Genomic DNA, 8,342 nt, shown 5'->3' with positions numbered 1-8,342 from the left:
CGATTTTAGCAAGACATATAATCCAGCTGAATCAATAAAAAAATACGACTGGCTAAAAATAAATGCAGTTATTAATCTTTACTCTGATGGATGGAATTATGCAAGGCTAATGAAAGGCATCGTGGACTGTTCCTATTATGCTGCTTTAAGAGCAAGGGAATATGTTTCAGGGATTGATATACGAAACTAAGAGCACAAATTTACCATAACATCCCTGTTACGCCCTTCCTCACAGCAATCTCAAATCGCGCCCTGCAGCTCCCGTTCCGCTGAAAAATAATGCGTAAGATCACTGAACACTTTCCTTATGCGGCCGACAATATTCCGGTACAGAGCGGGAGAAACACAGATGACACGCGACGAGAACGACCGGGAATCACCGCAAGAATCTACAGACGGCGGCACCAGCGACGACAAAAGCTCGCAGAACGACAAAAATGGAGACTGGATCGGCGAACTGGAACGCGAACTGCAGGAGATTACGAAGAAGTGGCCGGGTTTACGAAGCCTGAGCTGAATTACGATCATAAAAAACCCGCCATCTTCCGCAGCGGGCTGAACGACGTAGCGCGTTCAAAATACACAACAACGTGCCGAAACCAGCATGGAACGGCACTCTTTAAGTGTGCAACAAGAACGCGCTTCCGCAAAGCCACAGCAGGCGCTGGCAGCAAAAAAAGGCTCCCCGCAGCGGGAGCCTTCAGCACAGACAGCAGCAGTATCGTTCCATGCGCCCCTGGTGAGGCACACTCTGGGTATCGGCCTCCTCTGCGCGCACATAAGCGAAGCCGGCATCTTTTTTCTTCATACCCGCCGGGCGTCACACTTTTAACATAAAAGTGCTATTGCGCAGGCGCAGGCGCAGGCGCAGGCGCAGGCGCAGGCGCAGAAAAAGATGCATCAGAAAGCGTCACGCGCAGTGATAATTATTTTGATTTATATAAATGATTTATAAGATAAAATTAACAAAAAGAACTTGGACCCGACCCGGAATGGTACTACTCCGTGCCGACTCTCTGTCATCGCTCTGCACGGAACATGATGAACAGCTTTCGCACCCCGGCGGGTACGTTTTTTTTCTGCTCCCGTGAGGCGCGCAAAACGCTCCCCACCGGGGAGCGGCAGACAAAGCGTCACAGATTAATACCAGGTTTCAGGTATCTCAGTCAGCAGTGTTAAGTGGCGGTGGCAGCAGAACAGGCATACAGGCGCCATTCCCGCATTGAACGCGGCCAGTGGTGGAGATATGCACCATGGCCTATCCGGCTTTAACTGAAATGGCGACATCCTTAACCGCAGTCTCAACCCCTGCAGCATTCCTCTGAATGCTGGTCATCACTTCACCCGCTTCGCGCATGAGTGTAACCCCTTCCCGGGTGTTCATCAGGCTGTTTTCAATGCCACTGAGAACATCCTTGGCCAGTTGACTGTTGCTGGCCACGACTTGCTCAATTTCTTCAGTCGCGCTACTGACGCTCGCCGCAAGATTACGCACCTCTGCGGCAACAACCGCAAAACTTCTTCCGGATGCGCCCGCCCTTGCTGCTTCAATCGCGGCATTCAGTGCAATAAGTCTTGTCTGCATGGCAAACTTCCGGATGGTTTCCACCATATCGTCAATACTTTCAGACTGATTGTTGAGCCGAGAGACATCGGTGGAGACAGCCCCCATCCCCTGAGCAATTCTGTCAATCATAAGGATGCTATTTTCAATAACACTGGCACCGTTCTGCGCACTTCCTCGGGTCTGCACGGCCATATCCCATGCATGCAAAGCAGCCTCCTGCTCTCTCTGGTTTCGCAGGACATCAGCCGTGACATCTGTAGCGAATTTCACAACTTTATAAAGCTGCCCGTCACTGTTAAAGACAGGGTTATAAGTTGCATGGAACCACAGAGGATCTCCCTGACGGTTAAGACGTGGAAACTGACCAGAAAAAAACTCACCCTGATTCAGCCTCTCCCAGAACTGTCGGTATTCATCACTTTTGTAGAGCGTCTCGGCACAAAACAGACGATGATGCTTACCGATGACTTCATCCCGCTTATAGCCAGTGGCATTGACGAAATTTTCATTTGCTTCAAGCACGATCCCTTCAGGACTGAAGGTGATGATGGCCATAGAACGGTTTATGGCATTTACGACTGCTTCCTGCTCAAGCGCAGAATGCACGCGCTCAGAAATATCGGCAGCAATTTTAATGACTCTGGTCACACGGCCGCGCCGGTCAGTAACGGGGATATAACTGGCTTCAAGCCATACGGAACGATTTCCCTTTGCCAGCCGCAGGTACTTGCCACTAAAGCTTTCGCCCCTGGCAAGGCGCTGCCAGAACTGGCTGTATTCTGGTGAATTTACCAGCGAGGGTGCGCAGAATATACGATGGTGGTGACCGATTATTTCATCAGCCCTGTACCCCATAGTGGAGAGAAAAAGCGGGCTGGCTTTATGTATCACCCCCTCCGGACTGAATTCAATGACAGGCTTATTCTGACAAATGGCGTCATACGAAATGGCTGATCGCTGGCGGTTCAGGGAGAACATATTTTTAAGTGAAAGCATATGCATCAGATAGCTCGGATAATGTGAGGACTACCATGGTTATCGGCTACTCCTTATGTAGCGTTATATATTACTGTGATAGCGGGAGCTTTCTTTTTGCTGCCCCCGTGAGGCGCGAAAAAAAGCTCCCCGCCGGGGAGCGGCAGAAAAAGCGTCACAGATTATTACCAGGTTTCAGGCATCTCAGTTATCGCCGCAGCATCTGTCGAAGCCGCTTCCATTGCCAGCGGCTGATAAGCCCGCGAAAAACAAACGTCCTCATGCCACTAATAACCAGTAGCGCACACCAGATCCCCGCAACCCACAATGACCATACGCTGGCCGGAGCCGTAAAGTGGTTAAGAACAAGCAGCAGCGCGCAGACGACGATAGCCGTAATAACCGATCGGTAAAAACGGCCTTCCTCAGCAATTTTGCTCTTTGCCTCGGCAATTTTCTGGTCAAGCGCGTCATCGCCAAGCGCGTTAGGGCCGGAAAGATGCGCCACGCTCACCTCAAATACAGCAGCCAGGGCGCTCAGTGTTTCGAGGCTTGGCTGATCGCCGTTCTCGATACGCTGAACCGTGCGTACGCTCATCCCGGACAGTTCGGCAAGCTGCTCCTGGGACCAGGCGCGCGCAAGACGCAGCGATCTGAATTTGTTGGTATCACTCATTTCCTGTCTCCGAATGGAAGGTGGTCAGCGCCCAGTGTTGCCCGCGTGATCCTACGCGACCACGATCATAACCCGACAGTAACGTGACAGCGGTCTGACATGCAGCATTAAGGTTTTTTGAAGTCGTAACGTCAGGAGCATGTATGGTCAGATTCAACATAAGAGTGCATTGCCGAACTCATGATGGTGGCCGCCTTCCAGCCTCTCTTCGCCTAGAAAAATGACCTATACTTAGAGGGTTAGTGACCATATCCACTTTACTTTTAAGCAGGGAATCTATCATGAATAAAAAAATGCTTTTGGCGACCATCATGGTCACGCTGGTGACGTTTGCTGCTGCCGGATGCTCTTCAAATCAGCAAATCAAAACAACGGATGGCCGCACTATCGTTACAGACGGCAAACCTGAAATCGATAATGATACCGGCCTGGTGTCTTATAAAGACGCAACAACCGGAAGATACAGTCAGATAAACCGCGATAAAATAAGCAACATGAGTGAACTGGACAACTGATACGGTTAAAAGGAGCTGGCCATGAAAAAGATTTTTGTTTCAGTGTTCGCAGCGGCAGTTATGCTTTCAGCCCTGACCGGATGCACGCGCACAAGCTATGCCATTCACACCAACGACGGACGTACGATTATCAGCGACGGTAAGCCTGAAGAATCAGACACGGGCCTGCTGGGCTATACAGACGCAAATGGCGTCAAACAGCAAATCAATAAAACTGATGTTAAAGAAGTCTCTGAAATCCCGCATTGATTCATTTCTCTGGAAAAGGGCCGCCTTGTGTGGCCTTTTTCATTATCTGACCCGACAGCAGAAAAAAAGCTCCCGCACACGGGAGTACGGGAGCAATGCATACAGCATCACAGTGGATTAGAACGGACAGTCCCTGGTGCAGGACATGTACAGTTATCGGCATATTCTTCCCGAACATAAGCGCAGCCATAGCGAGATATTCCGTGTCTGCCGGCCACTCTGATTTAACATAAGAGTTCGGTCACGCACCGCCATCCGGGCCAGTATTCGCTCTTGTCTTTGCTGCAGTGAAGCGGGTTCATAACGCACACCGGCGCGCTGAAAAAATCGCCTCCTCAGACTGTGGTACGATGGGTTGCGTGTTTCCTTGACGCGAATTTCACTGGCAGCTTTGCCATCCCGACTCATTCCGCACGGTTTCGGGATTTTTTTCAGCCGGCCAGCTGTACGGAGCCAGACGTAAAAAACCCGCCATCTTTCGTAGCGGGCTGAACAACAAATCATGTCCATAATCTACTGCATCGTGCCGAAACCAGCAGGGATCAGCACCCTTTTAGCCTGGAAAGAAAATCACCGTTGCGCAAGCACTCATATTTAACATAAGAGTTCTTGGGCGCACCCCGCAGAGGCCCTCAGCGCCATTCTGCGGCCTCCGGGCCATAACCCGGCCCTATCCCTGCCCGAAACCGCAAAAATCCGCCCTGATAATTTCTGACCGGCTGCATGGCTATGCACAAAGATGAATGGCGGGCGGTTTCAGGCGGATGTTGTAACCAAGCGGGGATTTTGAACAAAAAAAACGGACATCGAGGGTCAGGATGTCCGACAAAATTTGTGCAAACAGAGAGCCGGTACCGATCAGAGAGCCGGCAAATAAGTATGACAGTGAAAACAGGTAATGAACCGCTCCCGCGCGGGTGATTGCGCGGTTTTAGGGCTTTAGCCAGTGCAGGCAGGCCCGGCCGGAATCAGGGAAAAGAAGGCAGCCTTTAATCCACTCTTTTTTTACCCTTATCCAAGGGTGGGTCCGTTATAGGTTTTCTGTCGCTGTACCCGCTCCGCTTCCAGCATTTTCTGGTGCTGTAGCTCCCGCTCATGCTGCTGACGCAGCTCGACGGCGTTCAGCCGCTCGACAACCGGCGCAGCTGCTCGCTCAAACTCTGCACCTGCCTGCTCAAGCCCGTGACGCGCTCGCTCAGCGCCGCGTTCTCCCGTTGCATAAGCCCAGACATCGTCCGCCATTCCGCGAAGGCGTTCTCCCACTCGTCCAGCCTTTTCGAGTAGTCCTGCTGTAGCTGCTCTAATGCGCTCAGCAACTGTTTTTCCAGCTCCGTCATGTGCTATTTCCCCGCCAGTATCATCCAGCTCGAATCCTCTCCAAATCTTCCCGCTTCCGGGTTCACCCTCACGCAGCGGCGTCTCTCTTCCCCGCAGGTCGTGAGCTGGACGCCGCTGTTCCTCTCTGAAAGCATGGCCTGCGTGCTCTTCTGCTCCCGGATGGTCGTGTAGTTGTCGAGTATCTGCTGCCCCTGCCACCACAGAATGCCCGCGCTCGAGGCGATCAGCAGCGCGGAGACCAGGACGATGGTCAGCCACGTCTGGCTGACCATACGCACCATGCCTTTCGTGCGCTGCCTCATGGCTGAGGACAGCTTCCGGTCGTGGTCGAGGATGGCGGCGCTGATTCTCTTCTCGCTTTCGCTCAGTTCCGCTCTGACAGACTTCTCGTGCTCGCTGAATGCGGCTTTCAGCATCTCGCCGGTAGTCTGCTGCTGCGCTTTCGATTTCTGCTCTAAGTCCTTCGCCAGCGTTAAAAGACTGTTCATAGATGGCTCCCTTCAGTCGGATGTTTCGCCCCCCGTCCGGGTCGGCAATGCTGATGCTGCTTTTCGTGGTGCGCACCACCTCGAAACCTGCGTTTTCCAGCGCCTCTGTAACGTCCTGCCGCGTTTTCAGCTCCCCGGATGAGGCAAGGGCAAGCAGGCCGCGCGTAATCGCCTGGGCGGCCTCCTGCTTCGCTTCCGGCAGCGCGGACGGCGTGACCAGCGCCCGCCGGTTTTCCGGCGCGTTCGGGTCGTGCAGCCCCAGCCTGCCGTTCACTATGGTCTGCCAGGCATCAATGCGCGGACGGTCGGCGCGGTCGTAATACGGCTGGAGACGTCTGCCGGTCAGCAGCTCCGTGTTCGGGATCAGGAAGTTCAGCTCCAGTCGCCCTTTGTCCTGGTGCTCAACCCACAGCACGCTGTACTGGTCTTTGTCGAGTCCGGGCATCAGAACCCGCTCAAAGCTCGCCATCAGCTTTTCGCGCTGCCCGGGCGGTAAATCCTTTTCGGCAAAGGACAGGACCCCAGATGTGTACTTTTTTGCGTAGGGCGAGGCGTCGATAAGCTCCCGGACTTCCTCCGGCTTACCCAGCAGAACACTGGCGCCGTCGCGCTGCCGGTCTTTCCCCAGCAGGTAATCCACCGGACCGGCACCGCCGCCGCGCCCTCTGGGATGAAATTTAACGATCATCCTCTGCCCCCTTTTCCAGCACGGCGTGCCGCAGCCGTTCGAGTCCGGCATCGATGGCCATCAGCGCGGCGACAACCTGCACGCGGTCGTGCCCGGTACCGCCACCGGCGTTAACCTGTCGGGCAATCTGGTTGAGGTTGTTTCCCATGCCGGCGAGCTGACGAAGCAGCGCCGGCGAGATCGACGGAAGTTTGCCTGCGCGAGCGGGCTTCTCGTCCAGGCACGTCTGGCGCATCCAGGCCGCGAGCTGTTTACCGTCGCAGCGCTCCAGCAGACGCCGGTGCTCGTCTTCCGTTACCCACATGGTGAGCATTTTGCTGCGTTTGTCTGCCATCCGGCCTCCTGATAACACCGGGACGGGCGGGAAATTCTTTCCCGGACGACGCGGTGTTGGACAAGCCGCAGGCGCGTCAGTGGCTTTTAGCGGGTTTCGGGGCGCAGCCCTGAACCAGTCACGTAGCGCTAGCGGAGTGTATACTGGCTAAATATGTTACGGCGGACTGGTAATTTATGGAAGTGCTTCATGTGACAAGGGAAAAAATGCGGCTACCAGGCGTAAGTGCAACATGCAGGTAAGGATGAAATGACGCCTCCTCGCTCACTCGGTCGCTACGCTCCTGCCGTGAGACTGCGGCGGGCGTTACCGGCTCACAGATGACGGGACATGCAAGCAGTACTCAAATCAGGAGGGCCCGGAAAAAGGATGCGGCGTTGCCGTTTTTTCATAGGCTCCGCCCCCCTGCCGGAATTCATAAACAGACACTTTTTCGGTGCATCTGTGGGAGCCTGAGCTCAACCATGAATCCGACAGCGGTGACGAAACCCGACAGGACTTAAAGATCCCCACCGTTTCCGATGGGTCGCTCCCTCGTGCGCTCTCCTGTTCCTGCCATTCGGTTTACCGGTGTCATTTCCGCTGTTATGGCCGCGTTTATCTCATTCCACGCCTGACACTCAGTTCCGGGTAGGCAGTTCGCTCCAAGCTGGACTGTATGCACGAACCCCCCGTTCAGTCCGACTACCACGCTCTTTCCGGTAACTATCAACTTGAGTCCAACCCGAAAAGGCACGACAAATCGCCATTGGCGGTAGCCACTGGTAAACAGGATGTGCGAGAGATGTTGTGAGAGTTCTTGAAGTGGTGCCATTACTACGGCTACACTGGAAGGACAGATTGGGTGACACGTCTCGCACAAGACTGTTACCACGGTTAGAAAATCTGCCAGGATTGACTAACCTTCGAAAAACCACCTGCCAGGGTGGTTTTTTCGTTTACAGGCTAAGAGATTACGATTCTCAGAGCAGAATCTCAAGAAAATCCTTTTCCTTTCATTCCATGCAGTTTTAACATCTAAAACATAAAAAGCTTAACTAGCGGCAAATCAATAAAAATTTACACTATAAATTAAATTTCCCATAAAGAACCACACAAAGAAAATGATTAAAAAGGTGTTAAGATGCTGAAAGCAAGTTTTTATTTTATCGCTTTATTTTGCCCAACTGTTTTCGCTAAAAATAACGATAAACCCCTACCACAAAAATACTGGGATTTCATGGCGGGTTATGAGTACAAATACCCTAAATGTACAGTTAGCTGGAGTGAAAGGACAGCCTCGTTCCTTGTTGACGGGGAGGGATGTAATAAAATAAGCAGCGAGATGATGAAAAATGATGCCATTAAATCAATAGATTATGTCAGAAAAAATAGTTCATTCACGAACTTTTTAGATTACAACGCCGCTATCGAAAACATTCGAAACTCTTACAGCCAGAATGATGAAAATATTGATGCTGAAAGAATATGGGAAAGAGGGTGCCTAGATTTTAAAGAAGGGCTTAATATTGG

The 8,342-nt window shown here is 52.6% G+C and carries 10 protein-coding genes and 1 pseudogene; 5 read left to right on the top strand and 6 right to left on the bottom strand.

Annotated features, from left to right (window positions below):
- Positions 1–190 (top strand): hypothetical protein (locus N5J69_RS22015; protein WP_279772574.1); only part of this gene is annotated, 190 nt, incomplete at its 5' end.
- Positions 191–349: 159 nt separating this feature from the next.
- Positions 350–517, top strand: coding sequence for a hypothetical protein (locus N5J69_RS22010; RefSeq protein WP_157844808.1), 168 nt, complete (start codon positions 350–352; stop codon positions 515–517).
- A gap of 741 nt (positions 518–1,258) precedes the next feature.
- Here N5J69_RS22010 and N5J69_RS22005 read toward each other — a convergent pair.
- On the bottom strand, positions 1,259–2,545 hold the full coding sequence (locus N5J69_RS22005; RefSeq protein WP_233215906.1) for a PAS domain-containing methyl-accepting chemotaxis protein: 1,287 nt from the start codon (positions 2,543–2,545) through the stop codon (positions 1,259–1,261).
- A gap of 205 nt (positions 2,546–2,750) precedes the next feature.
- Positions 2,751–3,218 carry a helix-turn-helix domain-containing protein gene (locus tag N5J69_RS22000; RefSeq protein ID WP_279772572.1) on the bottom strand — a complete coding sequence of 156 codons (468 nt, stop codon included), beginning with the start codon at positions 3,216–3,218 and terminating at the stop codon, positions 2,751–2,753.
- Positions 3,219–3,499: 281 nt separating this feature from the next.
- Between N5J69_RS22000 and N5J69_RS21995 the strand changes: the two genes are divergently transcribed.
- Together N5J69_RS21995 and N5J69_RS21990 are read left to right on the top strand one after the other, a co-directional pair.
- On the top strand, positions 3,500–3,733 hold the full coding sequence (locus N5J69_RS21995) for a YgdI/YgdR family lipoprotein (RefSeq protein ID WP_063617428.1): 234 nt from the start codon (positions 3,500–3,502) through the stop codon (positions 3,731–3,733).
- A gap of 21 nt (positions 3,734–3,754) precedes the next feature.
- Positions 3,755–3,982 carry a YgdI/YgdR family lipoprotein gene (locus N5J69_RS21990; protein WP_063617429.1) on the top strand — a complete coding sequence of 76 codons (228 nt, stop codon included), beginning with the start codon at positions 3,755–3,757 and terminating at the stop codon, positions 3,980–3,982.
- Positions 3,983–5,103: 1,121 nt separating this feature from the next.
- Here the strand turns inward: N5J69_RS21990 and N5J69_RS21985 are convergent.
- From N5J69_RS21985 to N5J69_RS21970, 4 genes and pseudogenes are all read right to left on the bottom strand, one after another.
- Entirely contained in the window at positions 5,104–5,319 is a 216-nt protein-coding gene (locus tag N5J69_RS21985; protein ID WP_045619171.1) for an MbeD family mobilization/exclusion protein, read from the bottom strand.
- 3 nt (positions 5,320–5,322) lie between these two features.
- The gene (locus N5J69_RS21980; RefSeq protein WP_148104581.1) at positions 5,323–5,808 is read right to left on the bottom strand and encodes an MbeB family mobilization protein; all 486 of its coding nucleotides are present in this window, start codon (positions 5,806–5,808) and stop codon (positions 5,323–5,325) included.
- A gap of 34 nt (positions 5,809–5,842) precedes the next feature.
- Positions 5,843–6,277: pseudogene (locus N5J69_RS21975) on the bottom strand (relaxase/mobilization nuclease domain-containing protein); the annotation flags it as partial.
- 208 nt (positions 6,278–6,485) lie between these two features.
- Complete coding sequence (locus N5J69_RS21970) at positions 6,486–6,830, bottom strand: MobC family plasmid mobilization relaxosome protein (RefSeq protein ID WP_071283659.1); 345 nt, start codon at positions 6,828–6,830, stop codon at positions 6,486–6,488.
- Positions 6,831–7,953: 1,123 nt separating this feature from the next.
- On the opposite strand from N5J69_RS21970, the gene N5J69_RS21965 reads away from it, so the two are divergent.
- A partial coding sequence (locus N5J69_RS21965) for a hypothetical protein (protein WP_279772564.1) occupies positions 7,954–8,342 on the top strand: 389 nt, incomplete at its 3' end.

The sequence above is a fragment of the Pantoea sp. GD03673 genome (assembly GCF_029844725.1).
GTDB lineage: Bacteria > Pseudomonadota > Gammaproteobacteria > Enterobacterales > Enterobacteriaceae > Pantoea.
The sequence above is the reverse complement of the archived record's forward strand: the minus strand, read 5'-3'. Positions and strand labels throughout refer to the sequence as shown.

What these genes read in the sequence shown, in the direction of transcription:
- N5J69_RS22010 (WP_157844808.1), top strand. Translation starts at nt 350, where the DNA reads ATGACACGCGACGAGAACGACCGGGAATCACCGCAAGAATCTACAGAC.
- N5J69_RS22005 (WP_233215906.1), bottom strand. Translation starts at nt 2,545, where the DNA reads ATGTTCTCCCTGAACCGCCAGCGATCAGCCATTTCGTATGACGCCATT.
- N5J69_RS22000 (WP_279772572.1), bottom strand. Translation starts at nt 3,218, where the DNA reads ATGAGTGATACCAACAAATTCAGATCGCTGCGTCTTGCGCGCGCCTGG.
- N5J69_RS21995 (WP_063617428.1), top strand. Translation starts at nt 3,500, where the DNA reads ATGAATAAAAAAATGCTTTTGGCGACCATCATGGTCACGCTGGTGACG.
- N5J69_RS21990 (WP_063617429.1), top strand. Translation starts at nt 3,755, where the DNA reads ATGAAAAAGATTTTTGTTTCAGTGTTCGCAGCGGCAGTTATGCTTTCA.
- N5J69_RS21985 (WP_045619171.1), bottom strand. Translation starts at nt 5,319, where the DNA reads ATGACGGAGCTGGAAAAACAGTTGCTGAGCGCATTAGAGCAGCTACAG.
- N5J69_RS21980 (WP_148104581.1), bottom strand. Translation starts at nt 5,808, where the DNA reads ATGAACAGTCTTTTAACGCTGGCGAAGGACTTAGAGCAGAAATCGAAA.
- N5J69_RS21970 (WP_071283659.1), bottom strand. Translation starts at nt 6,830, where the DNA reads ATGGCAGACAAACGCAGCAAAATGCTCACCATGTGGGTAACGGAAGAC.